The sequence below is a fragment of the Streptococcus sp. ELY_90 genome (assembly GCF_058314475.1).
Genome location: NZ_JBZFUJ010000007.1, coordinates 67,454 through 92,864 on the forward strand (window position 1 = coordinate 67,454; position 25,411 = coordinate 92,864).

General features: G+C 43.0%; 23 protein-coding genes, 1 tRNA gene and 1 pseudogene. 1 reads left to right on the top strand and 24 read right to left on the bottom strand.

Translation table 11 applies throughout. The features are described from left to right. Nucleotides 1–134: 134 nt before the first annotated feature. The 5 genes from AC4HAF_RS05815 to parE form a co-directional block, all read right to left on the bottom strand. Nucleotides 135–215: transfer RNA gene (locus AC4HAF_RS05815), tRNA-Tyr, on the bottom strand. A gap of 59 nt (nt 216–274) precedes the next feature. Further along, the gene (locus AC4HAF_RS05820; RefSeq protein WP_491097021.1) at nt 275–505 is read right to left on the bottom strand and encodes a DUF2969 domain-containing protein; all 231 of its coding nucleotides are present in this window, start codon (nt 503–505) and stop codon (nt 275–277) included. 65 nt (nt 506–570) lie between these two features. Then, entirely contained in the window at nt 571–1,740 is a 1,170-nt protein-coding gene (locus AC4HAF_RS05825) for a branched-chain amino acid aminotransferase (protein WP_491097022.1), read from the bottom strand. A gap of 54 nt (nt 1,741–1,794) precedes the next feature. Further along, nucleotides 1,795–4,260: a DNA topoisomerase IV subunit A gene (gene parC, locus AC4HAF_RS05830; protein ID WP_491097023.1), complete on the bottom strand. Its 2,466-nt coding sequence runs from the start codon at nt 4,258–4,260 to the stop codon at nt 1,795–1,797. Nucleotides 4,261–4,509: 249 nt separating this feature from the next. Continuing rightward, nucleotides 4,510–6,459: a DNA topoisomerase IV subunit B gene (gene parE / locus AC4HAF_RS05835; protein ID WP_491097024.1), complete on the bottom strand. Its 1,950-nt coding sequence runs from the start codon at nt 6,457–6,459 to the stop codon at nt 4,510–4,512. A 112-nt stretch (nt 6,460–6,571) separates the two neighbouring features. Here parE and plsY point away from each other — a divergent pair, with 112 nt between their 5' ends. Next, nucleotides 6,572–7,216, top strand: coding sequence for a glycerol-3-phosphate 1-O-acyltransferase PlsY (plsY, locus tag AC4HAF_RS05840; protein ID WP_491097025.1), 645 nt, complete (start codon nt 6,572–6,574; stop codon nt 7,214–7,216). Nucleotides 7,217–7,792: 576 nt separating this feature from the next. On the opposite strand, the gene nt5e is transcribed toward plsY, so the two are convergent. From nt5e to glf, 19 genes and pseudogenes are all read right to left on the bottom strand, one after another. Then, nucleotides 7,793–10,054, bottom strand: a complete 2,262-nt coding sequence (nt5e, locus tag AC4HAF_RS05845; protein ID WP_491097026.1) for a cell surface ecto-5'-nucleotidase Nt5e — start codon at nt 10,052–10,054, stop codon at nt 7,793–7,795. Nucleotides 10,055–10,212: 158 nt separating this feature from the next. Then, on the bottom strand, nt 10,213–11,481 hold the full coding sequence (locus tag AC4HAF_RS05850; protein ID WP_491097027.1) for a dihydroorotase: 1,269 nt from the start codon (nt 11,479–11,481) through the stop codon (nt 10,213–10,215). A gap of 23 nt (nt 11,482–11,504) precedes the next feature. Then, the gene (locus AC4HAF_RS05855; RefSeq protein ID WP_491097028.1) at nt 11,505–12,158 is read right to left on the bottom strand and encodes a uracil-DNA glycosylase; all 654 of its coding nucleotides are present in this window, start codon (nt 12,156–12,158) and stop codon (nt 11,505–11,507) included. Nucleotides 12,159–12,194: 36 nt separating this feature from the next. Then, complete coding sequence (locus AC4HAF_RS05860; RefSeq protein WP_491097029.1) at nt 12,195–12,695, bottom strand: YbhB/YbcL family Raf kinase inhibitor-like protein; 501 nt, start codon at nt 12,693–12,695, stop codon at nt 12,195–12,197. Between the two features lie 53 nt (nt 12,696–12,748). Then, the gene (gene pyrE / locus AC4HAF_RS05865) at nt 12,749–13,378 is read right to left on the bottom strand and encodes an orotate phosphoribosyltransferase (protein ID WP_491097030.1); all 630 of its coding nucleotides are present in this window, start codon (nt 13,376–13,378) and stop codon (nt 12,749–12,751) included. Between the two features lie 97 nt (nt 13,379–13,475). Next, on the bottom strand, nt 13,476–14,171 hold the full coding sequence (gene pyrF, locus AC4HAF_RS05870; protein ID WP_491097031.1) for an orotidine-5'-phosphate decarboxylase: 696 nt from the start codon (nt 14,169–14,171) through the stop codon (nt 13,476–13,478). Nucleotides 14,172–14,476: 305 nt separating this feature from the next. Beyond that, nucleotides 14,477–14,635 (bottom strand): hypothetical protein, encoded by a 159-nt coding sequence (locus AC4HAF_RS05875; protein WP_491091183.1) that lies wholly within the window; start codon nt 14,633–14,635, stop codon nt 14,477–14,479. Next, nucleotides 14,632–15,302, bottom strand: a pseudogene (locus AC4HAF_RS05880) (zeta toxin family protein). The gene AC4HAF_RS05875 and the pseudogene AC4HAF_RS05880 overlap by 4 nt, the downstream one beginning before the upstream one ends. 58 nt (nt 15,303–15,360) lie before the next feature. Then, a complete protein-coding gene (locus tag AC4HAF_RS05885; protein ID WP_491097032.1) occupies nt 15,361–16,302 on the bottom strand; it encodes a dihydroorotate dehydrogenase in 942 nt (313 codons plus the stop codon). 9 nt (nt 16,303–16,311) lie between these two features. Further along, nucleotides 16,312–17,088 carry a dihydroorotate dehydrogenase electron transfer subunit gene (locus AC4HAF_RS05890; protein ID WP_491097033.1) on the bottom strand — a complete coding sequence of 259 codons (777 nt, stop codon included), beginning with the start codon at nt 17,086–17,088 and terminating at the stop codon, nt 16,312–16,314. Between the two features lie 371 nt (nt 17,089–17,459). Then, nucleotides 17,460–18,206, bottom strand: coding sequence for a Panacea domain-containing protein (locus AC4HAF_RS05895; RefSeq protein WP_491097034.1), 747 nt, complete (start codon nt 18,204–18,206; stop codon nt 17,460–17,462). A gap of 6 nt (nt 18,207–18,212) precedes the next feature. Next, nucleotides 18,213–18,857 carry a hypothetical protein gene (locus AC4HAF_RS05900; RefSeq protein WP_491097035.1) on the bottom strand — a complete coding sequence of 215 codons (645 nt, stop codon included), beginning with the start codon at nt 18,855–18,857 and terminating at the stop codon, nt 18,213–18,215. A 176-nt stretch (nt 18,858–19,033) separates the two neighbouring features. Continuing rightward, the gene (locus tag AC4HAF_RS05905) at nt 19,034–19,846 is read right to left on the bottom strand and encodes a LicD family protein (RefSeq protein ID WP_491097036.1); all 813 of its coding nucleotides are present in this window, start codon (nt 19,844–19,846) and stop codon (nt 19,034–19,036) included. Then, a complete protein-coding gene (gene tagD / locus AC4HAF_RS05910; protein ID WP_491097037.1) occupies nt 19,824–20,228 on the bottom strand; it encodes a glycerol-3-phosphate cytidylyltransferase in 405 nt (134 codons plus the stop codon). Before tagD ends, AC4HAF_RS05905 begins: the two co-directional genes overlap by 23 nt. Nucleotides 20,229–20,230: 2 nt before the next feature. Next, nucleotides 20,231–21,052, bottom strand: coding sequence for a LicD family protein (locus AC4HAF_RS05915; protein ID WP_491097038.1), 822 nt, complete (start codon nt 21,050–21,052; stop codon nt 20,231–20,233). 13 nt (nt 21,053–21,065) lie between these two features. After that, nucleotides 21,066–22,058, bottom strand: a complete 993-nt coding sequence (locus tag AC4HAF_RS05920; protein WP_491097039.1) for a glycosyltransferase family 2 protein — start codon at nt 22,056–22,058, stop codon at nt 21,066–21,068. 58 nt (nt 22,059–22,116) lie between these two features. Beyond that, nucleotides 22,117–23,478: an O-antigen polymerase gene (locus tag AC4HAF_RS05925; protein ID WP_491097040.1), complete on the bottom strand. Its 1,362-nt coding sequence runs from the start codon at nt 23,476–23,478 to the stop codon at nt 22,117–22,119. A 17-nt stretch (nt 23,479–23,495) separates the two neighbouring features. Next, a complete protein-coding gene (locus AC4HAF_RS05930) occupies nt 23,496–24,290 on the bottom strand; it encodes a DUF4422 domain-containing protein (protein WP_491097041.1) in 795 nt (264 codons plus the stop codon). Between the two features lie 9 nt (nt 24,291–24,299). Next, entirely contained in the window at nt 24,300–25,409 is a 1,110-nt protein-coding gene (gene glf, locus AC4HAF_RS05935) for a UDP-galactopyranose mutase (protein WP_491097042.1), read from the bottom strand. Nucleotides 25,410–25,411: the final 2 nt, after the last annotated feature.

A 25,411-nucleotide genomic window follows, 5' to 3' on the forward strand; every position in this document is an offset into this window, starting at 1 on the left:
AGAAAACTCGTAAAACGAAGTTGAACACGACCTAAAATCCTAGTGAAAAAGACAAACTTCCTAGCGTTTTTAGCAACGCTTCGTCAGTTTTCTATTTTCATACGGATTTTTTAACGGTCTTTGTATCCTGAGTATGGAAGGGGAGGGATTCGAACCCCCGAACCCGAAGGAGCGGATTTACAGTCCGCCGCGTTTAGCCTCTTCGCTACCCTTCCAGTGACAACTAAAGATTAGTTTATCATAATCTTATGTCAAAATCAAGCCTTTTCTTAGTTTAGTTATTCAAATTGTAGGCCTCAATAACAGCTTCTACAGCGGCTTCTAAATTTTTATGAAAATCAACAGCCTCACCGTTTTTCACTGCTGCATATTTTTCATCAATCTCAGCAATTTCACCGATAACTCTTTTCCCGACTGTCAGCTGATAGCCTGTCATTTTCGCACCATTGACTTCGACTTGAACATCGCTGATCTGGATTTCAATTTTCTTATCTTTTTTACGCATAATTTACCTCTCAAATATTTTACAAAAAAAAAGAAAAGCTTGCAAGAGCAAGCAAATTTTTCTTTTTAGTCATTGACCTTGTAAATCCATCCTTCCGGTGCTTCAACGTCACCAAACTGGATACCTGTCAGCTCATCATAGAGCTTACGTGTTACAGGTCCTACTTCTGTTTCACTGTAGAAAACATGGAAATCATCGCCGTGCTGAACGCCGCCGATTGGTGAGATAACGGCTGCTGTACCGCAGGCACCTGCTTCAACAAATTTATCCAAATCATCAATTCTGACATCTCCTTCGGTGGCCTTCATACCGAAGCGTTCTTTAGCCAAATAAAGGAGGGAGTATTTAGTGATTGATGGCAGAATGGATGGGCTGAGCGGTGTGATAAATTCATTATCTTTTGTAATGCCAAAGAAGTTTGCCGAACCCACTTCTTCAATCTTAGTGTGGGTAGCCGGATCAAGATAGATAACATCTGAGAACTTATGATCCTGAGCAACCTTGCCCGGTAAGAGGCTGGCTGCGTAGTTACCGCCGACCTTAGCGGCACCCGTTCCATGAGGCGCTGCACGATCGTAATCATCCTGAATCAGGAAATTAGTCGGTGCCAATCCGCCTTTGAAATAGTTCCCGACCGGCATGGCAAAAACGGTAAAAATGTATTCACTGGCCGGATGAACACCGATAACATCACCAACACCAATCAGCAAAGGGCGCAGATAAAGTGTTGCACCAGTACCGTATGGCGGTACATAGTCATCATTGGCACGTACTACTTGTTTGACGGCGTCAATAAATTTATCGGTTGGTACCTGAGGCATTAAAAGGCGGTCAGAAGTCCGCTGCAGACGCTCAGCGTTCATATTCGGACGGAATAATTGCACGGAACCATCTTTGGTGCGATAGGCTTTTAGTCCTTCGAAAGCCTGCTGTCCGTAATGAAGAGCCGGTGAGCTTTCTGAAATATGAAGAGTTGCATCTTCTGTCAGTCTGCCTTCGTCCCACTTGCCATCTTTATAATAAGAGATGTAACGAAATGGAAGTTTGTGGTATTCAAATCCAAGGTTTTCCCAGTCTAAATCTACTGTCATGTTAAATTCCTCTTTCTTCCTTTTTTCTTTTTCTATTGTACGCTTTTCCCAAAAATTTTCAAGTATTTTTTCGTAAAATTCTGAAAATTCCTTAAAGAAATAAAACCAGACAGTCACATCACAGCTTCTGCCTAGCTTTATCATATTATTTCAAAGATTTCAGTCCTTCCGTCAGCGCACAGAATCATGGAAATATTCTCAGTATGAGTTTATTCTGGCAGAAAGCACGCCCTCATCGGAAATGGTATCTGAAATGAAGCTGCCGTTGCTGGTGCGCTCAGACAGGGACAGTTCAGCCAGATTGACGTCGTAAGCTGCCAAAGTCTGTGAGGTGACCTCAAGAATTTCTGTCTGCCCGCTGCTGGGATCTGCTGTCGTAAACAAATCAAGCTCTCCTGCTTTTGTCTCAGAAAAAACTGGTCCGGCCGCAAAAACACGGTGCGGCTTGTTCTTGAGTTCGCGCAGTAGCTGCAGGCCTCTTTTAGCCCGGCCGGTAAGCGGAATAAGGCTGACAGCCATTCGTTTTAAGCTGCCTCGCTGGGTCAAAATATAGATGCTGTCCGTATTAGCGATAAAGGCACTGGCCACATAATCGCCATCTTTGAGATTGACAGCTTTGACACCTGCAGCCTTAGGCCCTACAATCGGTACTTCCTCGATATTGAAACGCAGAGCGTAACCTTTGTTGGTAACCAGCATGATATCGTCCAGTTTGATTGGTGAGATGGCGACGATGCAATCGTCATCATTTTTTAATTTAGCATACTTGACGGATTTTGTTTTATAGCTGCGCCATGGGGTTAAATCTTTACGCTCGAAACGCTTAATTTGCCCCAACCGGGTAGCCGCATAATAAGTGCCTTCTTCAAAATGATCCACCAAATCAACATAGAGAATCTCTTCGTCTGTGGCAAAATTAGTAACCGTCTGACTGAGGTGTTCACCGATTTCTTTCCAGCGGATATCCGCTAATTCATGAACAGGCCGGTAAATAACATTGCCCAGACTGGTAAATAAAAGCAGACTTTGAGTCGTTTTAGCGTTTTTAATAAAGACAGCGTCATCATCGTTGCGCTTGCCCAACTCCTCAATCGTTGACGCATTGAAAGAACGCGGGCTGGTCCGTTTGATATAACCGCCGCGGGTAACACTGACAAAAGTTTCTTCCTCAACAATGAGGCTGGCTGTGTCAATCTCTATTGTCTGCGCTTCGGCCTGTAATTCGGTCAAACGCGGGCTGGCAAATTTCTTTTTGACCTCACGCAGCTCGCGCTTCATGACATTGTACATGGTCCGCTCATCACCAATGATTGCAGACAGGGTCGTGATTTGTTCACGCAGGGCTGCGTCTTCTTCTTGCAAGGTCACAATATCGGTATTGGTTAAGCGATAAAGCTGCAGGGTGACAATCGCTTCGGCCTGCTCCTCGGTAAACTCATAGCTGACTTTAAGATTTTCCTTGGCATCAGCCTTATTCTCAGACGCACGGATAAGCGCGATAACTTCATCTAAAATGGATAAGACCCTGATAAGTCCCTCAACGATGTGCAGGCGCTTTTCTGCCTTTTCCTTGTCAAATTTAGAGCGCGCAACAATAATATCCTTGCGGTGGGCAATATAGCTGGACAGCATAGGAATAATGCCGACTTGACGCGGCGTATAATTGTCAATAGCCACCATGTTAAAGTTATAATTGATCTGCAGATCCGTATATTTGAAAAGATAGTTTAAAATAATCTCTTCATCGGCATCTTTTTTGAGCTCAATAGCAATGCGCAGACCGTCACGGTCGGATTCGTCGCGGACTTCAGCAATACCGGGCACCTTGTTGTTAATGCGGACATCGTCAATCTTTTTGACCAGCACAGCCTTATTGACCTCATAAGGAATTTCTGTTACAACAATCTGCTTTTTGCCGCCTTTAAGACTTTCAATCTCCGTCCGCGAGCGGACTGCTACGCGGCCTTTGCCGGTTTCGTAGGCCTTGCGAATCTCATCCTTACCCTGGATAATAGCTCCTGTCGGAAAATCCGGACCGGGCAGAAATTCCATGAGTTTGTCTAGCTTGGCCTTTGGATGGTCAATCATGTAAACGACCGCATCAATGACTTCGGCTAAATTGTGAGGCGGAATATCGGTTGCATAACCTGCAGAAATCCCAGTTGCACCATTGACGAGGAGATTTGGGAAAGCAGCCGGCAAAACAGTCGGCTCTTTCTCCGTATCATCAAAATTCCAAGCCCAAGGCACGGTATTTTTGTCAATATCCTGCAGCAAGTAGCCTGCAATTTCTGACAATCTAGCCTCTGTGTAACGCATGGCAGCGGCCGGATCGCCATCCATGGAACCGTTGTTCCCGTGCATTTCAATCAAGGTTTCCCGGTTTTTCCAGTCCTGGCTCATGCGCACCATGGCATCATAGATAGATGAGTCGCCGTGCGGGTGGAAATTCCCCATGACATTCCCGACAGATTTGGCAGACTTACGGAAGCCTTTGTCATGCGTATTGCCATCTTTATTCATGGAATAAAGAATGCGGCGCTGAACAGGTTTCAACCCATCACGAATATCAGGCAGCGCCCGCTCCTGAATGATATACTTGGAGTAGCGCCCAAAGCGCTCTCCCATGATATCCTCTAAGGATATGTTTTGAATGTTTGACATTTTCTAAATATCTTTCTTTACTTTGTTTTTTGAAAGTTCCTTTAAGTAGTGGGGCGGAAGCGAACCTACAGTTCCATTCCTAATTTGAGAGCCAAAGTCTCTCAAATCCCCTCGAAGATAATCGTTCTACGACATGAGACAACAAAATCAATACTATTTTGTTTTCGAGCTAGTGAGCGAGTTAGCTTATTCGTCTTAGCGGCAAGCGTCTTTTCATTAGATGCTTTAGCATCATTTTCAAATAGCCGATCAAAACACCGTACTCTCTTCCAAGGTAAACTTGACATTGTCTTCAATCCATTTGCGGCGGGGTTCAACCTTGTCGCCCATAAGGACAGAGACGCGGCGTTCGGCACGCGCCAAGTCTTCAATGGTAACGCGGATGAGGGTGCGGCTGTCAGGGTTCATAGTGGTTTCCCAGAGCTGGTCGGCATTCATTTCGCCTAACCCTTTGTAGCGCTGAAGGACAGCCCCCTTGCCGAACTTCTTACGCAGGTCTTCGAGCTCTTGGTCGGTCCATGCATATTCGACGACTTCTTTTGCTCCTTTGCCTTTGGACATTTTATAGAGCGGCGGCAGAGCAATGTAGACATGGCCTGTCTCAACCAGCGGCCGCATATAACGGTAAAAGAAGGTTAACAGCAGGGTTTGGATATGGGCACCGTCCGTATCAGCATCGGTCATGATAATAATTTTATCATAGTTGGAGTCTTCCGCCTTGAAATCGGCTCCGACACCGGCACCGATGGTATAAATCATGGTGTTGATTTCTTCATTTTTGATAATGTCTGCCATCTTAGCCTTAGCAGTATTGAGAACCTTACCGCGCAGAGGCAGAATGGCCTGAAATTTCCGATCCCGTCCTTGCTTGGCTGATCCGCCGGCAGAGTCTCCTTCGACCAAGTAGAGTTCGTTTTTCTTAGGATTCTTGGACTGAGCCGGAGTCAGCTTGCCGGATAAGAGCCCCTTGTCTTTTTTATTTTTCTTGCCATTGCGGGATTCATCACGCGCCTTGCGCGCTGCTTCTCTGGCATCTCTGGCCTTAATAGCCTTACGGACCAGATTGGAAGCCAGCTCCCCATTTTCCATGAGAAAGAAAGTCAGCTTATCAGAAACCAAACTGTCAACAATCGGCCGTGCCAAAGGGCTGCCCAATTTATCCTTGGTCTGTCCTTCAAACTGCAAATGCTCTTCCGGAACCAAAACAGACAGCACCGCTGACAAGCCTTCACGGTAATCAGAGCCCTCTAAGTTTTTGTCCTTTTCTTTCAGCAGACCGGTCTTTCTGGCATAATCGTTCATAGCCTTGGTAATAGCAGATTTGAGCCCCGTTTCATGGGTTCCGCCGTCCTTGGTCCGAACGTTATTAACAAAAGACAGGATATTATCTGAAAAACCGTCATTATACTGCAGAGCAACTTCGACCTGAAAATCGGACTCTTCGCCCTCAAAGTAAATCACCGGTGTTAGTGTTTCCTTGTCTTCATTGAGGTACTCAACAAAGTCCTGCACACCATTTTCATAATGAAATTCCACATGCTGTGCTTCTTCCGGACGCTTATCTGTCAGTGTCAGCGTCACATTTTTGAGCAGGAAGGCAGACTCATTCAGGCGTTCAGCAATCGTATTATAAACAAAATCAGTTGTTGAAAAAATACCTGCATCCGGCATAAAAGTGACCTTAGTGCCGGTTTTAGATTTGGGTGCTGTACCAACTTTTTTCAAGGTTGTTGCCGGTTTGCCGCCATTTTCAAAACGCTGCTTATAAACCGTACCGTCCCTAGTAATCTCAACTTCTAACCAGCTGGATAAGGCATTAACGACAGAAGAGCCGACACCGTGCAGACCGCCGGATGTCTTGTAGCCGCCCTGACCGAATTTACCGCCGGCATGGAGGACTGTAAAAATCACTTCCACGGTTGGAATCCCCATGGCGTGCATCCCTGTCGGCATACCGCGGCCGCTGTCAGAAACAGTTAAGGAACCATCTTTATTAATCGTCACATCAATGCGCTCACCGAAACCTGACAGGGCTTCGTCAACCGCATTGTCTACGATTTCCCATACCAAGTGGTGCAGGCCGGTGCCATCGGTTGATCCGATATACATTCCCGGACGCTTGCGGACAGCATCTAAGCCCTCCAGTACCTGAATGGCATCATCATTATAATTAGTGATTGTAATTTCTTTCTTAGCCAAAACTGACCTCCGATTATTTCATCTTTTTTATCTTACAAGTTTTTTGGAAATTTTGCAAAGTTATTTTTGAAAATCAAGAGATTTTCCCCAGAGGATTTGGTATAATGAGACTATGAAAGTCGTTATTTTTTTAATCATTGCCTACTTGCTGGGCTCTATTCCTACCGGACTGTGGATTGGTAAGTATTTTTACGGAAAAAATCTAAGAGACTATGGCAGCGGAAACATGGGAACGACCAATACCTTTCGTGTTCTTGGTCCTAAGGCAGGTTCTGCAACCTTTATCATTGATATGCTGAAAGGAACTCTGGCTACTGTACTGCCCATGATTTTTGGCGTCAGCGGCGTGACACCTCTTCTCTTTGGCTTTTTTGCCATTTTGGGCCATACCTTTCCCATTTTTGCCGGATTCAAAGGCGGCAAAGCTGTCGCAACCAGTGCAGGAATTTTGCTGGGCTTAGCACCGCTCTTTCTTATTTACCTGCTGATTATTTTTGCCCTTGTTCTTTACCTGTCCAGCATGATTTCGCTGGCCAGCGTAACAGCAGCAAGCGCAGCTATTATCAGTGCTTTAATTTTCCCTGCCTTTCATTTTCTCCTACCATTTTACGACTGGCTTTTTACAGGTATTATTATTCTGATTGCGGGCATTATCATTGTCCGTCACAAGGATAATATGATCCGCATCAAAGAAAAAAATGAAAATCTCGTCCCCTGGGGATTAAACCTGACACATCAAAAAAAGAAGGCTGACTAGCCTTCTTTTTAAACTAAAGAAAAAGTCTATTTTCTCAAAAAGTAATATTTTGTTATGATACTTTCCTTAGTAGCACGGATGGCAAAACCAAACGCCAAGGCTATAGCTCTTGACTAGGTTTTGCATTAGATTGCCGTTAGAAATAGTATCGATTTCTAACGGCAATCGTCATAGCGACTTCCTTCGGAATTCCAAACCTAAGTTCAAGATACAAAGGGCGTCTGCGGATAAAGGCAAAATAGGGAGTGCGATGCGGAATCGTTAAGATTCTAGGCGGACTCATCTTTTTGCCACAATCCGCAGCCCGTGTTCAGTTAAGATTTTGAGCCTAAGTCTCAAAATCTCCGAGAGGCAGAAACATTGAGTTTCTGCCTCTTTTGCTACATGGGAAAGTATCGGATTAGGCTTTGATTATTTCTATATCATCTTACAAAAGCGAAAAGTGATACAATTCTATGATGAAATTTTAGAGAGAATTTAGTGTTGGGAGTTTGTCTACAACCTGAAAGAAGGTTAGTCTGCCTTCTTTTAATGTTTAAAAGAGCAGTCTAGGCAAATTCGCATCAAAAGCCAGCTTTATTTGCTGCCAACCTTGCGGCGAATACCGTACAAGCCGTACCCCATTAAAGAAATACCTGCTAAAACGGCTAAGGCCGAACCTTGATTGCCTGTCTGCGGCAGTTGCCTGCTGAGTTGATAAGACCCATTTTGATAAGAATAGGCAGGGGGATTGATAACTGCTTTTTGGCTTTTGCTGTAGCGGACAGAAAGTTTTACCGGCTCATTCACTGCTAAAACAGCAGCAGGATCAACATGCCTTTTCTGTTTAGGTAAATCAGGCTGAGGCTGCATAGCCCCTTGACTTGGGTAATTCTTTGGATCTTTAAAAGATGTTCCCACAAGTACTTCAGCCAAATCGGTGAAGCCATCACCATCGCTGTCTTTTACCGAAGACAGTGAAATAACACGAGAATTAGGATTGATGACAGCGTATTGCATCAAATCAGCCTTGGCCAGATAATCTGCAAATACAGTATCCATAGACGGTCCTTCTTCCCGGCTGCCGCCCAACATGGTATAACCATCGCCGCCTGCTGCTAAGAAATCATTGGTCACCAGATAATAGGTGGCTGCCAAATCCAAAGGTTTATAAGTCTTTGATTCCGGATCTAAGATGTCAATGTGAAGCAGCCTCTTTTGCGGCTCTAAAGAAGTGTCATAGTATACTTTAGCTCCTGCAATTTGTAAAAAGCCACCGCTTGGTTCCATCAAAGGCTGGCCGTTTTCATCAAGGACCTCATCGCCATTTTCATCAACTTGCAAAATGGATCCCAATGACTTAAGAAACATCTCTTTGATCGCTTGTCCTTGCACAGTTATCTGCGAAACGGTGTTGCCGAAAGGCAATACGGCAATAATATCACCTTTTGTCACCGGCTTGTCCTTAGCAATCGTCTCACGCAGACCGCCGCCGTTGGTCACTGCCAAATGTGATTTGTGTGAAAAGCCTGTTTGACCATAGTTCAGCAGGGCATCTGCGACAGCATTGCCAAGATTGGTCTCCCGGACACGTACATTTGTACGCTCACCATTGAGTTCAATAGGGCTGTTAGGAATCACAACTGTAGCACTGTCGGCCTTGTAAGCAGCATCAATCTTGTCTACCATAGCCTGAACAGTTGGATCAGGGTGCACTGCGCTTGTATCGTCGGCACTCAGCAAGGCATTGCTCAGCACTTCTTTGGAACTTAACTTGATGAGACCGACATTGTTTAAATAACTGCCCGTCTGATTATAGATGACATTGCCATAAACAGCCGTCTTTGCTGTATGAGAATGCCCGTCAAGAACGATAACATTTTTTCCGGCCAAAAGGCTGTTTTGGGACAGGGCTTGAGCCAGACTGTCTCCGCGCCACTGTGCTTTCGTGGTCGTATCCACTCCCAGATGAGCCAGAATGATGTAATGCTGATAAGTTTTCCCTGCTGCTCTGGCCTGGGCTTCCGTTTGAGCAATAACATTAGTAACTTCGGTAATAGGATCGGTAAAAGTCACACCGACAACATTGCGGGGGTGGGTCTTTGTGGATGTTTCAGGCGTTGTGACTCCGATAACCACATACTCATCGCCTTCAATTTTTTTATTTTTGTCAATAACGGTCGAAGCCTCGAAAAGCCGCGCACCGTTGACATAAATATTAGAGCTGATAATAGGAAAGGTCATCTTCTGGCTCAGTGTTTTCAGCTGATCTAAGCCAAAATCAAATTCATGATTGCCGACCGTCATGGCATCGTATCCGGCAGCATTCATGAGAGCAACCGCATCTGTTCCCTGACTGTTATTGGTAATCGGCAGGCCTTGGGTGGCATCTCCCGAATCTAACAACAAAGTGGTGCCCTGCTGCCGATAATCATTGGCAAGCCCTGCTAGTTTAGGCATACCGACAACACCATTACGGCTGTCTTCAAGAAAACGGCCATGGATATCATTGGTATGCAAAATAGTGACAGTCTCATCATCTTTAGAAGCAGCCTCTGGAGCTGCGAGGGTTGTTGGTTCTGAAGCAGCAGTCACTGCTTCCGCCGGCTGAGCTTCTTCTGAAACACTTGATGCTTGCGGCTGGCTGACTGTGTTCGGCGCTGACGGCTGGATCCTAGCAGTTGTAACCGTGTTTGACGGAATGCTCACAGCTTGCGTTTGTTCTGTCTGGGCGCTGACGGCTGGAAGCTGTTCGCTACTGGCATTGACTGCCGGAGACGCCTCATCGGCATACGCATGCATGGATAAAAGAGCTGTCGATAAGAACAAGGTTGGTAGAATTAAAGCTTTTCTTTTCATACAATCCCTCCTTGTTAATCTGTAACATATTATACTAATTTTTTTAACGGTTTAAAAGAGAGCAGACCCATGCCGTGCCAGCTGTTAAAACCTGCGGACAAGGGCTAAGCTCTATAAAAACAACCTTTTTGCTGAAAACGGCAAAAGGGTTTCATGAATTAGACTTGATAGACGATTTGGCCGCCGCAGATGGTATATTTGACTTGGCCTTTCACCCTTTCTCCGATGAAAGGTGAGTTGGCAGCTTTAGACGCAAAGTTTTCTCCAATCAAACGGTCTTCCTTATCTGCAAAGATGACAAGGTCGGCAGGGCCGCCTTCAGCCAGATAGCCGGCATCAAAATCATACAGCTGTGCTGGATTAACGGTCATTTTGGCCAAGAAATCCATTAAACTAAGATGACCTGCTTGAACCAAATAGGTCAAACCAAGCGACAGTGATGTTTCAAGGCCTGTCATGCCGGACGGTGCCTTGGTCATGTCAGCTACATTTTTTTCATCAGCATGATGGGGTGCATGGTCGGTAGCAATCACCGAGATGACACCCGATTTAAGCCCTTCAATCACCGCCAATCGATCTGATTCTGAGCGCAGAGGCGGGTTCATCTTGGCATTGGCTCCTTTTTCCAGCAGCAGATTTTCTGTTTTTGAAAAATGCTGCGGCGCTGCTTCTGCAGTTACCTGAGCCCCTAATTTTTGGGCAAATTCCACCACTTTGACAGACTCCGCCTTAGATAAGTGCTGAATATGAATATGAGCCTGCCTGTCGTAGGCAATCATGACATCACGCGCAATCATGCTGTACTCAGCCACGCCGGTTGCACCGCAAAAATTAAAGTGCTCTTTAGCGATGGTTTCGTTAAAACCAAGGATACCGTTTAATTCAGGATCCTCCTCATGCAGACTGATAAAGGTTCCGTATTTTTTGGCTAAGTCCAGAGCCTCTTTAACAACCTTGGAGCTCGTCAGAGGAATACCATCATCCGAAAAGCTGACGGCACCCGCTTTTAACAAAGCCTCAAAATCTGTCAGCTGCTGCCCGTCAAAATTTTTGGTAATAGTCGCTGCAGACTTAATGTGAATCTTTTCCTTAGCCGCACTGTCCAAAACTTCTGTCAGTGTTGCCACATCAGAGATAGTCGGTGTGGTGTTGGCCATCATGACAACGGTTGTCACACCTCCCGCTGCTGCTGCCAGAGCTCCTGTGTGAATGTCTTCCTTGTGCGTTTGCCCCGGTTCACGAAAATGCACGTGAACATCAACCAGACCGGGAGCAACTACCAGCCCTGCTGCATCAATGATTTCAGCCTCAGGCGCTTCAATTTTCTCTGCTATTTTCACCACTTTTTGACCATCAAGCAGCAGATCGCAGATCTTGTCTGTCTGAGATTTTGGGTCAACCAAACGGCCGTTTTTGATAAGTATCATTTTATTTTCTCCCTTACATCTAATTATTGCAGCCAATCAATCGGCTCAATTCCTTGAGCCTGCAAAAAATCATTGGTTCGTGAAAAAGGCTTGCTGCCAAAGAAACCTCTGTGAGCAGACAGGGGGCTGGGGTGAGGCGACTCAATAATATGGTGAATCGGATTGGTAATAAGGGCCTTTTTGCGGCGCGCAAAACCGCCCCAAAGAATAAAGACAACCGGTGTATCCTTTTGATTGACCACCTTAATCACCGCATCGGTAAAGGGTTCCCAGATGCCGTTGGCATGAGCATTGGCCTGATGTTCAGGCACTGTCAGACTGGCATTGAGCAAAAGCACACCCTGCTGCGCCCAAGAGGTCAGGTCATGATTCTTTTTCTCCCCAATATCTGCAGCCAGTTCCTGCAAAATATTTTGCAAAGACGGCGGTGCAGGAATCTGATCGGGCACCGAAAAGGACAGTCCCTGAGCCTGATTGGGGCCGTGATAAGGATCCTGACCGATAATAACCGCTTTCACTTCTTCTAAAGGAGTAGTCTGAATAGCGTTAAAAACTTTCTCCCGCGGCGGATAGATTGTTCCGCGGCTGTAAACCTCATCCATAAAATGATTGATCTGCGCAAAATAGCCATCCGGCAGCTCTTTTTTGATCAAATCATGCCAAGCTGAGTGTTGCATAAGCTTTCTTCCCCTTCTAAGAGCTCCAAATACACCTTAACATTTTCCTATCAGATCAATTTCAGCCTGATCAATGATGTGACCTTTAGCCGCATGCCGAAGATCATTCAGGTAAAAGCCGTCTGACAAAGGCAGCTCTTCATCCAGAGCATAAACAGTTAGCGTGTACTGATGATCCTTATCCGGCGGATATGGTCCCAAGTAACCATTTTCCATGTCGGAATAATCCGTCTGCAAAAACTTGCTGACCAGTGAATTTTTGCCTTTGATGTGATGCTGATCACGTCTGGCAAAGTCTTCTGAAATAGATGTTTTATCAGCAGGAACGTTAGCAACTGCCCAGTGAATGTAAGCAAAGCCGCAAACTGGGATAGAATCGTAATCGACAAAAGACCAGGCCAGTGTTTTAGCCTCTTTAGGAATCTCTAAAAGCTCAAAAGGAAAAGATTTGACAGCGTAGCCTTTGTTGGTATCGCTGGCTTTTTTCCCATAAGCATCCGGGATAATCTGATTGTCAAACGGAACTGTAATTTTCATAGGATACCTCCGTATTGTTCGTTTCTTGCGATTGCTGTGCAACCCGCCAAGATTTAGTCCTGCCAGGTTTCTTGATTTTCTTTGAATTTCTTTAAAAGCTGCAGACCATCTGCATCAATATAGCCTTGGACTTTAGCCACTTTGATCAGCTCAGAATAATTGGACAGGGTTACCAATTTGACCCCGGCTTTGTCAAAATTTTCAGCAGCTTTTGGCAGTTCATAAGTAAAAATAGCGACAACACCGAGTACATCGGCTCCTTCTCTTTTGGCTGCGGCAACCGCATCAAGGACCGATCCGCCTGTTGAAATCAGATCCTCAACAATAACCATTTTTTGCCCTTTAACGACACGGCCTTCAATCTGATTGCCGGCACCATGGTCTTTAGGCTTGCTGCGGATATAAGCAAAAGGCAGGTTCATCTTGTCCGCAATAATGGCTCCGTGAGGAATCCCGGCCGTCGCAGTTCCGGCAATAACCTCTGCTTCCGGAAAAGTTTCTTTGATGGCCTCCACAAACCCATTCTCAATCAAGGTACGCGTCTCAGGATAAGACAGCGTAATGCGGTTATCCGTATAAATCGGCGATTTAATGCCGGACGCCCAGGTAAAAGGATCCTCGGGTTTCAAATAAACCGCCTTGATATCCAATAAGTCACGTGCAATGTCTTTTGCTAATGTCATAACATTCCTCTTTTCTTTTCCAAATGCAGCACACTCTGCTGTTTTAAACATATTGATTAATCTGATTTTCAAAAATGATGAGTACTCGATGTTTCTTTTATAAGCCCGCCCACTCTGCTTTAATCGCCTGATAGGCCGCAACAGGATTTTCAGCCTGCGTAATCGGGCGGCCGACAACGATATAATCAGAGCCGATTTTTCTGGCATCGCTCGGCGTCATGACACGCTTTTGATCACCGACAGCAGAGCCTTTAGAGCGGATGCCCGGCGTCAGGCAGACAAAGCTGGCTGAGGTTGCTGTCTTGATTTTTGCGGCTTCATGAGCAGAGCAGACAACTCCGTCAAGACCGGCTGCCGCAGCTCTTTGAGCATAGTGCACGACGGAGTCAGCAAGGCTGGTCTGAATGTTTTGGTCCTGCCTCATTTGTTCTTCAGAAGTTGAGGTCAGCTGCGTTACCGCCAGCAGCTTGGGGCCTGCCCCCAAGCCTTCACGCGCAGCTTTCATCATTTCAAGGCCGCCAGCAGCATGGACATTGGTCATGTCAACGCCTAAACCTGCCAGCACAGCCATGGCCGACTGAACCGTATGAGGAATATCGTGCAGTTTCAAATCCAAAAAGACGGAATGCCCAAGGCTCTTCACATAGCGGACAATCTCGGGACCTGCCGCATAGTAAAGTTCCATACCGATCTTAACGTAAAGCTTTTCCTCAGCCGGAAAGAGAGCCAGAAATGATTTCACCTGTTCAAATGACGGAAAATCCAGAGCAATAATGGGGCGTTCTTCGCGCATGTTTTCTCCTTTTTACCTAGCATATCATTACAGTGATTAAAATAGAGAGCTTTCAAGCATCAGTCTATTTAACCTCTATAATAGAAAAATAACCCTGCCCAAAGGAGCAAGGTTACACGAAAACAGAGGGCTGGCCCCCTTTTATGCGGAGAAAAACTCCTTCATTCGCTGTCAACCTTCCTCGCCTCTCTGGACTCAATTAAAGGTTATTCTATTTTGTCTTATTATAGCTTTTTTCAGCTTCAAAGTCAAAAAACCATCTATGTTTTTGAAAAATCCTAAAACTTAATTTGGCTGCAGATGCTCTATTCTAAACCAACCAATTTTCTTTGTTTTCGATTAGATTCATCAGCTACCCATTTTAAGACCTTTTTATTTTCACGGATAGTTCCCTTATTAAAAAGTTCACCAATACTATCATCATATTTTTTGAGAATTTCTTGAATTTCTTTTTTGTCCGTCATAATAACTGTTCCTCTAATTCTTTTCTAGTATATTTATCTGGCAGAGTAAGTTCAATTGAATCCACATCAAATTGAATATCTGAAATGTTATTTTGATAATCCTTAAACACAATATTTAAAGAAATTTTATCACCAAAGTGTTTTATGACTTCTTCAATATTTTGACGTGATTTAAATAAGCATTAATAAACGTTTCCTTTGGAACAATTCTTCCTTCTACTTGTTCACGTAACTTTGTAAAATTCCAGGCTATTAAAGGATTCTGATAAACATAATAAATAGAAACATTATAGCCGCGATTCAAAGAACGTTCAACATTTTGTTTTGCTTTCGAAACGGCAAAGGTACCATCTAAAATGAATGAATATCCTTTTTTCAATAATTTTGTCAAAGAATAATCTACCAGATATGCCGCCCCTCTTTGAAATTGACTAGAATTTTTCCCATTATAATGTGGAAACTGACTTCGAAAAAAGTCAGCATCAATTGTAATCAAGTTTCCAAGTAACTCTGAGAAAGTTTCAGCTACTTCAATCTTTCCTGCTCCTGGGCTGCCTGCCATAAACAAAACATCTTTAGTTTCTGAGACTGTTTTTCCTGTGATAATTGTTTTTAAAAAATCTTCTTTATGTGCCTTAGCATAAATTAGGGAAAAATTCTCACTCATGGAATCACCTCAACGTTATTATATCATAAATGTTTAATTATCACTGCTGTCCCAAAACTTAATTTGACCGCAAGCTGTTCCGAATTTCCTGACGGAGAGTTTCCAGATCTGAAATCCCGTATTTATCCATGACGCTTGGCAGATTGTCAATAATTGTCGGACAGGCATAAGGATCGGTAAAATTAGCAGTTCCCACAGCAACGGCAGAGGCTCCGGCTATCATCATTTCCAGCGCAGCCTCAGCCGAATCAACACCGCCCATGCCAATGATGGGGAGCTTTGAGAAACGAGCGACCTGATGAATTAGTTTAAGCGCCACAGGAAAAACAGCAGGTCCGCTCATGCCGCCTGTGCCATTAGCGATGATCGGTTTTCTTGTCTTTAAATCAAAACGCATACCCACCAAGGTATTAATCATGGTAAAACCGGCCGCACCGGCATCTTCTGCAGCCTTAGCAACCGTTATAATATCAGCTACACTGGGTGTCAGCTTGACATAGACAGGAACATCTGAATGATTGACACTGGCTTTAACAGCCTTGTAAGCCAGCTCGGGTACCTGCCCAATCAGCAGACCGTCATTGCCATGATCAACATTAGGACAGGAAATATTGAGCTCAATAGCCGCCACATTATCCGCCTGAGAGATTTTTTCAGAAACATAGGCATACTCTTCGTTAGAAAAACCGGCAACATTGGCAATGATAGGCAGTTCAGGATAATGCTTAGCCAGCCAGGGCAGTTTTTCAGCGATAACCGCATCCACCCCGGGATTCTGTAAGCCGATAGCATTGAGCATGCCCGAAGGGGTCTCTGCCACACGGGGTGTCGGATTGCCAAAACGAGGGTGCTGAGTAGTCGCCTTGATCATGATCGATCCAAGCCGGTTCAAATCATAATACTTAGCATACTCCTGGCCGAAGCCAAAGCAGCCGGACGCCGGAATAATCGGATTTTTCAGCTCCAATCCCGGCAGCTTAACAGCAAGTCTATTTGTCACAGTCTCCTCCTAATCCAAGATAATCTGACCGGTCTTAAAAACCGGACCATCTTCACAAACACGCAAATTGCGATCCTCTGTTTGCCCTTTGAGGTGGACAACACAGGCATAGCAGGCTCCCATACCGCAGGCCATGCGGGATTCTGTCGACAGATAAGCATGAGGGTGGTCTTCAAATTTAGTATCCACATATTTGAGCATACCGGGAGCGCCGCAGGCATAAACCGCATCAGGGCTAAATGTCAGCTCATCAACTACAGTTGACACATAGCCTTTTTGACCGTAAGAGCCATCATCGGTCGTTACGACAACGTCCGCATATAAGCGCATCTTCTCCTCAAGAATAACGGCATCTTTCGTCGCAAAACCCAGCACTGCAAAAACAGCCACGCCTTTATTTTTAAGCTCTTTTGCCAGCTCTACCAAAGGCGGAACACCGATGCCGCCGCCGATAAGCAGGGCAGTCTGGCCGGAACTCATAACAGACACATCAAAACCATTGCCCTGAGGCCCCAGACAGTCAAGAGTGTCACCGGCTTGGAGCTGCGAAAAGGTAGCCGTTCCTTCACCTTCAATCCGATAAACAATGGTAGCCTCTTTTTTGGATTTGTCAATTTCAGATATGGAAATCGGCCGCCGCAGCAGTTTGCTTTTGTCCGGCACACGCAGATGCAAAAACTGACCGACCTGCATTTGGCTGACTAACTCACCTGTCAGCACCATCTCAAAAATACGCGGCGCAATCTCCCTCTGGCGGACCACCGTCATGTCTTCTTTTAAAATCATAAGCACCTTTCTAACAAAAAAACCTTACCGGCAAGGCAAGGTTGCACAAAAAGCGGGGGAGTGGGACAAAAGTCAGTCATTTAAAGAATAGACTTTGTTGTCCCACCCCCGCACAGTTGGCTAGGTTGGTCGCTATCGCTTGCCCTGCAAGGGATAAGAACAGCCAGCCACTGCGCTAAAAAGTCATTCTCATGGACTATGGAATCAACACCACCCTTTGACTCAGCCACTTTTAAACGCGATTCCCTTGACAGCCTCTCTGGACTCCATTAAAGGTTATTTCATTTTTTCTCATTATAGCTTGAAATCAGATAGATGTCAAATGGGGAATTAAAGAATGGATTAGAACATTTTAGTCCATTTATCAGTGATTAAATCATCTCAACAGCATGATAAGTTAGAATAAGATCATCTGTAATCTCTGAATAAAGGCCTACATCCTTAGCCCTACTCCACGGACTTCCCTCTTTATGCGTAATTGTCACTAATTGCGAAGCTGTCTTTTTACTAAACGTCTCAATAGTGGACTTAATCGAAGAAATAATAGATTTTTCATCATCTGATTGAAGAATTTTAGCTAAAGCAAGCGGCATCGTAATTTCATTTAACGTTACCACATGTTCGTCGCTTCTTTCATCAATTTCTTCGCGACCATGCCCTTTGTAAAAGTCATAAACCTCTCGTATAACTGGTCCATATTGCATAGCAATAATTTTATCATCAAAAAGTTTCTTCCCAGTTCTAGTAAGATAATCAGCATAGATCAAATAGATCATCTTTTGCAGCTTAAGATTTGACATTGGCTGAACAGAAAGAAGATACTTTGCAATATCAAGAGCTGTTATTTTTTTATCGCTTGAAATTTCTTTTAAGAATTTATCTAGACTGCTATAAATTTTAATTCCTTCAAAAAAGCTGTCTTTATTAACAACACTGCTCCAGTCTTTTGAATCAGTTGTCAATTTATGAATAGCATAATCTGGTCGCCCTAATAAAGTTCTGGTTTTATCTTCCAGCCCTTTTAAAACACTTTTATCAATAACATCAGCTGCGTAATGCCAAGCAATACGCTTGCCAAGCCGATAAGAACTAGCGATAACAATGACATGCTGCACCATAGCCTCTTACTCCTCTCTATGCTTATTACCTTTATAAATTTCAGTCCAACTAATATACTGGCGCTTTTCCTTATGATCCCTATGAGACTTTTCGTTTAATATTTCATCAGATTTCTCCCAAATTTGAAGCTCCCACGGAAAATACTGATTATGACCGCTTTTAAAATAAATATGAATTCCTATGTAATCTTTATCTTGTCGGACATATGGACGAAAAAGTTCAACCTCCAAAGCATCAGAATTTCTAATGTCAGCTAATAACTGCTCATAATCAACATTACCATCAATGACAATACGAAATCCCAGTAAGTCGTTCAAACATTTCTGAATGGGGATTTCAGAAACATTTCTGCCAAAACGATAATAATACAGTTTATTTAGAGCGGACTCTTTATTTTTACCTCGAAACCGCGTTTCAATCACGGGTGAATTAGAATCAAATTCAAGAAAAATCTGCCAAAAAGCAAGCTCCTCTATGTACTCGTCTACTAGAGTAATAAATTTCTCATCATAATTTTCTTCGTATAAAACACTGTCAACTCGCATCTTTTTTAAATTATAAGGAACATGTTTTTCAAAAAATTCCTCTGAGAAACGTTGATGCAGTTGACCAATTTCATTTATTAATTCTATAACTCCATCGAATATCAATGTATCATCTTAAACTATCTTACTTAACAACTAAAGATTGACTGATTGTCTATCATTGTATCATAAACATAGTATTAAGTGCAATTCCTACTATCCAGTCGTAAACAGATACAGCAACATTAAACATCCCACTTAAACACTGTTTTAAAGGAAATTGTCAAGTCGGTTGTGAAAACTCAGTCTTCCACCAAATAAATATCTGCCGTGTGGTTGACTTGTTCGCTTTCCGGCGGCAATTGCATATAGTCGCCATACTTCTTTTCTAGATAGTAATCCCAATTGGAAGGTCCCTTAACGGTCAAACCTTCAAAGTTAACATCAACAGTTGTCAAAAAAGCCTCTTTCGGCATCATTTCCTGCGCTTTTCTGGCCATGATATTCTCACCGACAAAATCGCTGTCTGCAATAGTATAACGCCGGCAAACTTTATCCGTATGGTCAACCAGACGTTTGACACCTACTGCTTTCAGCAAGCTTTTAGCTACCGGTTTGACTATTTTTTTAAGCTTAGACTTGCCTTCGCCAGTTCTGGACAGTGCAATGACTAAGAGTTTGTTTAATCTGCCCATCTGATTCAAATAGGATTGTACTTTTTGTTTATCACTAGGCAAACCATCCAAAGGAAAAATATCAATCCATAGAAAATTCTCTTGCGGATCGTCAATAAATTGCCTATTGCAGATTGTTTTTTTATTTAAGATGCGGCAGTATGGTCTTTTTAAATTATTAAGACGATTGCTGGCCACTGTAAAAGGAAATTCTTCCTCAAAAGTACTGTGCAACGCTAAAAATTTTTCGTAGTCTTCCCGCGGCATCAACAAATCAATATCATCATCCCACGGAATAAATCCCTGATGTCGGACAGCTCCTAATAAAGTACCACCGCATAAAACATAGGTTAATTGATGACGATCACAAAATGCAACAACAGCTTTCAGCATATCCAACTCTAATAGCTGGATCTCCCTAAGCGTCAGTTTTTTTGTCATTGAGATCCTCCTTGATTTGGCTGGTCGAAATATCCGGCGTTCTTTCCAAATACACCACTTCGCACAAATCTTTTAAATCATCAAAATGCCCGGTCCAGTCATTGCCGATAACAAATACATCAATGTCAAAGTCTACTATATCCGTACGCTTTTGTTCCCAATTTTCCTCAGGAATCACCTTATCTACATAACGAATCGCCTCTAACATTTTTTTACGTTCCTCGTAGGAAAAATACGTTTTCTTATTTTTCTCACGTGAATTAAATTCATCAGTTGATAAGGCAACAATCAGACAGTCTCCTAACTTGCTGGCTCTTCGCAATAATTCGATATGCCCATAATGCAGCAAATCAAATGTTCCATAAGTAATTACCTTCTTCATAATCACTGCTCTCCTATTTCTGTTTTTACGTTAATATGCTGTGCCAGCTGCTCATGTTCCGGCGGCAATTTCATATAATCACCATACATATGAGTCAAATAGGCATCAACTTGTTCAGGTGCTTTTACCTGCATCCCTTCAAATGCAATGGTTGTGCCTGAACCAAAATAATCCTTCGGTACAAATTCTTTAAAATAGTAGGCACCCATACAAGTACCAATGACGTCACACTGCTCAATTGAATGTGATTTTAAAGTGGCATCTAAGCGATTTTTTACCTTGGTCGGATTAAAAAGTTTACCAATTTTAGTCACTTTACCAAAAGTAATTGCAAAGCGTTGCTTCCAATCTCTTTTGGTATCACGCAATTGATCAATATAATGCAGGCCAAGAGCCAGCCGGTAGCTGTCCATCTTTAATTTAAAAAGTCTTCGCTTCATGGCTTGGTTTGGCAAACCGTCAATAGGTAAAATGTCCATCCATACCGGAGCAGGCCGGTTAGTTCTGGGGTCAGTAATCTGAACTTGGGTATTAACCAAACGAATAGGGTAAAAATACAAGCTAGGATTATCTTTATAATACGCTATGTCAATAGGCCGGACATTTTGTTCCTTAAAAATACGGATAAACTTTTCATAATCTTCACGCGGCATAGCTACATCAATATCATCATCCCAAGGAATAAAGCCGCCATGGCGTACAGCACCGATCAGCGTCCCCCCGATAATAAAATAATGTAACTGATGGGCTTCACAGATGGTTTGAAACACTTTGAAAATTTCAATTTCGGCCAGCTGTAAATCTCGTAATGTTTTATCTGTCATGCTCAGTCCCTTACTAAATCCAATTAGGAAATCCTTTAGGGTATAAAACTTTTAATAAGTAATAAGCCTGATAGTTTGTCATGCGAACTAATTTTAAAAATTTACCCAGTTTGCCCAAGGCCAAAATCCCTTCATAAACTTCAGAAGAAGCCGAGTGAATGGCCTGATCAAAGGTTTTCAGACGCTGTTTGGTTTCTTTCGTGACATCCAAGAGAAATAGGGTTTTAACTCCCTGCAGGTAAGCCGATGTTGCCCGATGCAAGAGATAAGAAGCATTCTCATTCGTTTTCTTATTAGCGTAGAATTGCGCTAACCGTTCACTGATTCCCAGCATCATTTCCGCATTTTTAATCCTTGATTCACGGCTGACACTTTGGCCATCACGTCCTACACGATAGCCATAGACCGGCAAATCAACATATTGAATAGTTTTAATGTAGGCAAAAGGAATGGTTGCATACAAAATATCGGTATATAGGGTTCTGCCCGGCAATTCAAAAGAGGCTTGCCGCAAAATATCCGTTCGATAGCATAAACTCCACATACTGATCGTTTGGTAGTTTTTGAGATGAGAAAACAGAGTTGGTTCTTGGGGATAAGCCGTCAAACTTTTCTTTTGTAATTCATTTTTATTTGGACCCCAGTTAAAGGGTGTCACCAGGACATCCGTCTGACTGTGATCTAATAATTCGATGAGCTGATCCAAGCTCTCAGTATCAAACCAATCATCACCATCTAATAACTTAAAGTATTTGCCCGTCGCATGCGCCATGCTGTAATTAACAGTTGTTCCGTATCCCCCATTTTCTTTGTGAACAGGAATGACAGAAGGATATTGTTTTTGATATTTTTGGGCAATTTCATATGTTCGGTCGCTTCCGCCATCATCGACAACAAAGATTTCCAAACGGTCACAATATTTGGAAGCCACCAGCGAGTCCAGTGTCTCTTTAATATAATCTTCAACATTATAAGCTGCAATGGATATGGTTAATAATTTTTGCACTCTGTACTCCTAAAATTTTCATATTTACCAGTAATACTACCGGTAGAAATTCTTTTATTTAAAACTGTAGCTTATACTTTCCAATTCCTAAAGATCTCGTGAAAATGAGAGAACTTAATACATAGGCAATAATAAAGATTTCCAAATTTGTAATATTTAAAACTGCTTCATAAAAACGGTTAGAAAAGAACAGCATGCACAAATCATTAAATAAATACGCGTAAATAAACAGTCTGAAATCAATTATGGAATGAGCAGCCGGATGGTTAACAATTTTATCATAAAATTTAGAATAGTACCATGGAATGACTGCAAAGGCAGGCAGCCAGAAAAACAGACCAAAGTCATAGATAAACTGATAAAAAGTTGTGTAGACATTGCCGAGACCGTATTTCACACTGTATCTGACAAAAGGAATATCCAGGGTATAAATACGGTCATCGTTGCCGACTTTGGCAAACACATAGTTATATAAGGTCGAGAAGGTCTGCTGTCCCAGATATTCTTGCGGTATCGGCAAAGCATAGGTTTGAATAAAGACATCTAAATTATAAAGCGGAGCACCTGTATAAATGAACAAGTAATGAAAAAGGTTGTAATGACTTGAACGGCCAAAAATGCCCATGGTTACTAAGGACAAAGCAACAGTGATAACACCGATAATCAGAAATCTTTTAAGTAATTGTTTTTTGATGCCAATGCCTGAATCTTTTTTGAGATACAAAATATAATAAACACAAATTGCGAATGTTAGCATACGCAAAAGCGGAGATCTACTTCCGGCAAGATAAATGGCAAAACACATTAAAAGAAGTGTTATTACTTGTTCAATCCTTATTTTTTTATAGGCTACAAAGTTGTTGATAGCAACAAATAGCGTGAGGTAGCCAAAAGAAAAGGATACTGTTTTAAAAATATTATAATATCGCGGCGGTATAATTCCTAGTTCACGATAATGGTCTGAATGAAATTTAGACATATCGTTGAAAAAAGAAATCTTTTGAGACAGGGAATAGTCCGAATGATCCAAAGCATTTGCCAGCTGTGTTAAATGCTGATATTTGAGGAAAATAACAACCAACAGCAATCCAATAAAAGCAAGTGAAACCAGCATTGGTAAATGAATATACTTCAGCTCACTGTTTTTTATTTGCGTTGCAGCAGCTGCTTGTTTTTTCGAAGACGACCTTGAATAATAGAAATTAAACAGCGTAAATATGGCAAAAGCGACCGTTAAAATAAGAACCGTTTCGATATGAAAGGTCAGCCGCATATAAGTGAGTGCCAGAACACACATGACAGCCTGTGCTAAAAATATTAATGAAAAAATGACAGCCGGATTCATGAAGTCTTTATTTGAAATTCTGAAATTGACTGCTAATGATACTGATGCTATCAGTATTATTAAAAAGAGCATCATCTCCTTCTTCTCCTCTCCTAAAAACTTTTCCCGTATTTCTTTCCTAAAAATTTAGCGGCTAAGAAGGACTTCCCTTTTTGGAAAAGGTCGATTTTTTCCATATACATGAAAGGAACTTCTTTGATGGTAAGCTCTTTTTGCTGAGCTAGCCAGACATTAAAGAGACGCTCGCTGACACGGCCAAACAAGCGCGCATCAAAGCTCGAATAGCCCGCCAGATCCAAACGTTTGTAGAGTTCGTCAATAATGGCAAACAGCCATGTGCAGTAGGCATCAGACAGCTCTTTTTTCATGATGAACATATTGAACATATAGCCGCTGCGCTGCTTCATGACGCTGTCAAAAGCTGGGAGATAATCCGGATACAGCTCTGCCATTATCTCTCTGGTGACATCCAGATGCTTGGCATCATGGGTATGGGCATAGTGGGAATAAAGGGTCTCAATATAGTACTTGCGCTTCTTAGGTACCACAATATCCACCTCATCAAGGAGCTTTTCTGTATCCGACTGCGAAAGAATGACCTCATCAATCTTTAGGTCTTCTTTATAAGACTGTTTCTTTTTGGTGAAATAGCGCCGATAGTGGACTAAACCCAGATAGTCACAGTCCAGATTTTTCCATGCCCAGTAAAGGCCGGTCAGCTCACAGTAATAGGGATTTAAGCGCGAAATATTATCGCCCGTATTGTCCCCTGTATAACCGAGATCTTCCTTACCCTCCCGGCCGACATGCAGGGGAAGATAAAGATTTTGATCCTTGGGCATTTTAAATTGCTTGTGTGTTGCCACAATTAATTTAATGTCTTTCACGCTAATCCTCTACTTTACTTCTTTTCTGACACATTGAAGAGCTGCAGCAATCACCTGATGCATATCATAATAGCGGTACTGCCCCAAGCGGCCGCCGAAGATAACCTTACTTTCCTTATCCGCCATGGCTTTATAAGCACTGTAGAGATGGTTGTTGCGGTCGTTATTGACAGGATAGTAAGGCTCATCTCCCTTTTGCCAGGTCTTGGAATACTCTTTGGTGATAATCGTTTTTTCCTGAGTGCCAAATTCAAAATGCTTGTGCTCAATGATCCGTGTATAAGGTGTTTCACTGTCCGTGTAATTGACCACGGCATTGCCCTGATAATTTTCCATATCAAGTGTCTCCGTCTCAAAACGAAGGCTCCGGTATTCCAGCTCTCCCAGCTGATAATCAAAGAACTGATCGATCATCCCGGTAAAGACAATCTTAGGAAAATCTGCCAGATAGCCTTCCTTATCCGCAAAGAAGTCCACACCCACTTCAACATCGATATTATCATGAGCCAGCATTTTCTCAACAATCTGTGTGTAGCCGCCGATAGGAATGCCTTGATAGGTGTCGTTGAAATAATTATTATCATAGGTCAGACGGACCGGCAGCCGGCGGATAATGAAAGCCGGCAGATCCCGGCAGGCCTTGCCCCACTGCTTTTCGGTATAATCTTTGATGAGCTTTTCATAGATGTCCGTGCCGACAAGAGAGATAGCCTGTTCTTCCAGATTTTCCGGCTTTTTGCCGCCCAAAACGGCGCGCTGCTCTTCGATCTTTGCCTGTGCCTCCTGAGGCGTTACAACGCCCCACAGCTTATTGAAGGTATTCATATTGAAGGGAAGATTGTAAATCTCCCCTTTATAGTTGGCAATGGGTGAGTTGGTATAGCGGTTGAACTCCGCAAACTGATTGATATAATCCCAAATTTCTTTATCTGATGTATGGAAAATATGGGCACCGTATTCATGAACCTGAATGCCGTGCATTTCTTTGGTATAGATATTGCCGGCAATGTGGCTGCGCTTTTCAATGACCTTGATTTTTTTGCCCTTGAGGGCTGCCTCATGAGCAAAAACGGCACCGAATAAGCCTGCCCCTACTACTAAGTAATCATAATGTGACATGT

Coding starts and splice junctions, on each gene's coding strand:
- AC4HAF_RS05820 (WP_491097021.1), bottom strand. CDS start 505: ATGCGTAAAAAAGATAAGAAAATTGAAATCCAGATCAGCGATGTTCAA.
- AC4HAF_RS05825 (WP_491097022.1), bottom strand. CDS start 1,740: ATGATAAAGCTAGGCAGAAGCTGTGATGTGACTGTCTGGTTTTATTTC.
- parC (WP_491097023.1), bottom strand. CDS start 4,260: ATGTCAAACATTCAAAACATATCCTTAGAGGATATCATGGGAGAGCGC.
- plsY (WP_491097025.1), top strand. CDS start 6,572: ATGAAAGTCGTTATTTTTTTAATCATTGCCTACTTGCTGGGCTCTATT.
- nt5e (WP_491097026.1), bottom strand. CDS start 10,054: ATGAAAAGAAAAGCTTTAATTCTACCAACCTTGTTCTTATCGACAGCT.
- AC4HAF_RS05850 (WP_491097027.1), bottom strand. CDS start 11,481: ATGATACTTATCAAAAACGGCCGTTTGGTTGACCCAAAATCTCAGACA.
- AC4HAF_RS05855 (WP_491097028.1), bottom strand. CDS start 12,158: ATGCAACACTCAGCTTGGCATGATTTGATCAAAAAAGAGCTGCCGGAT.
- AC4HAF_RS05860 (WP_491097029.1), bottom strand. CDS start 12,695: ATGAAAATTACAGTTCCGTTTGACAATCAGATTATCCCGGATGCTTAT.
- pyrE (WP_491097030.1), bottom strand. CDS start 13,378: ATGACATTAGCAAAAGACATTGCACGTGACTTATTGGATATCAAGGCG.
- pyrF (WP_491097031.1), bottom strand. CDS start 14,171: ATGCGCGAAGAACGCCCCATTATTGCTCTGGATTTTCCGTCATTTGAA.
- AC4HAF_RS05875 (WP_491091183.1), bottom strand. CDS start 14,635: ATGACGGACAAAAAAGAAATTCAAGAAATTCTCAAAAAATATGATGAT.
- AC4HAF_RS05890 (WP_491097033.1), bottom strand. CDS start 17,088: ATGATTTTAAAAGAAGACATGACGGTGGTCCGCCAGAGGGAGATTGCG.
- AC4HAF_RS05895 (WP_491097034.1), bottom strand. CDS start 18,206: ATGGTGCAGCATGTCATTGTTATCGCTAGTTCTTATCGGCTTGGCAAG.
- AC4HAF_RS05905 (WP_491097036.1), bottom strand. CDS start 19,846: ATGACAAAAAAACTGACGCTTAGGGAGATCCAGCTATTAGAGTTGGAT.
- tagD (WP_491097037.1), bottom strand. CDS start 20,228: ATGAAGAAGGTAATTACTTATGGAACATTTGATTTGCTGCATTATGGG.
- AC4HAF_RS05915 (WP_491097038.1), bottom strand. CDS start 21,052: ATGACAGATAAAACATTACGAGATTTACAGCTGGCCGAAATTGAAATT.
- AC4HAF_RS05925 (WP_491097040.1), bottom strand. CDS start 23,478: ATGATGCTCTTTTTAATAATACTGATAGCATCAGTATCATTAGCAGTC.
- glf (WP_491097042.1), bottom strand. CDS start 25,409: ATGTCACATTATGATTACTTAGTAGTAGGGGCAGGCTTATTCGGTGCC.